At 67.0% G+C, this 1,044-nt stretch carries 1 protein-coding gene; it reads right to left on the bottom strand.

The window, feature by feature from the left end; all coding sequences use genetic code 11:
* Positions 1 to 1,044, bottom strand: a 1,044-nt coding sequence (locus tag ACYVO2_RS37230; protein WP_461012559.1) for an NAD(P)/FAD-dependent oxidoreductase, incomplete at both ends; no start/stop codon positions are given.

Below are 1,044 nucleotides of genomic sequence, written 5' to 3'. Positions count from 1 at the left end.
CCAGTCGGCCTCCTGGAGCTGCCGGTACAGGCGCTTGGTGGCCGCCTCCACCGTCATGGTCCCGGCCTCGACCGACTCCACGCAGTGCACCATGTCGTCGAAGGTCTGCTTGAAGCCGTCGTTGTCCGGCCACCACAGCCCCGGGTACTGGGCCTCCTCCAGGCGCTTCCAGTACGAGGGGTCGCCCGAACGCCGCGCCTTGAGGTCGCTGTGGATGATCCGGAAGGCGCCGGGCAGCGAGCCGAAGCTCCAGATCCGGTAGACCGTCTGCCACAGGTCGTAGTTCGGCCAGGTGATGAACGCGCAGTTGACCAGCTTGTCGTTGTAGTCGATGAGGTTCTGCTCCAGCTCCTCGACGTACTTGAACCGGTCGAGGGAGAAGTCGTCCTCGTCCAGGGCGTCGATCAGCCGCCAGGCGAGCGAGTTGATGATCTCGGCGGTGTTGGACATGCCCCGGGAGAACAGCGGGTCGACGAACCCCGCCGCGTGGCTGAGCATCGCCCAGCGGTGCCCCACGGTCTGCTTGGAGGAGTACTGGAGCCGCCCGGTGCGGGTGAACTCACGGACGGAGCGGGCCCTGGCCAACTGCCGGTGCACCAGCGGGAAGCGCTTGACGTGCTCCCAGAACTCCTCCTCCGCGGTCAGGTCCTCGCGCAGCGGGTAGCGCCGCGGGTCGAGCTGGAGGCCGACGCTGCACAGGTTGCTGCTGGAGTCCTTGTGGTTGTCGAACGGGATGATCCAGAACCAGCCGCGCTCGAACATGTGGTGCATGGTCCCGGAGTGCCAGGGCAGCGGCGGGGTGTCCTCCCGGGAGGCGTTGACGTGCCTGTCCAGGGGGTCCACGTCGATCATGTGCGTGAAGATGGAGCGCGCGTGGTGCTTCAGGCGCGTGGGCTCCTCCCGCAGGTTCAGCTTGTCGGCGACGGGCGAGCGGTAGCCGCTGCCGTCCACCAGGAACCTGGCTTCGTGCGTCTGGCCGTCCTCGCCGTGCACGACGACTTTGTCGTCGTGGAAGTCGATGTCCGCCACGCGGTAGTTCTGCTT

This window comes from Streptomyces capparidis (assembly GCF_054782095.1).
The sequence above is the reverse complement of the archived record's forward strand: the minus strand, read 5'-3'. Positions and strand labels throughout refer to the sequence as shown.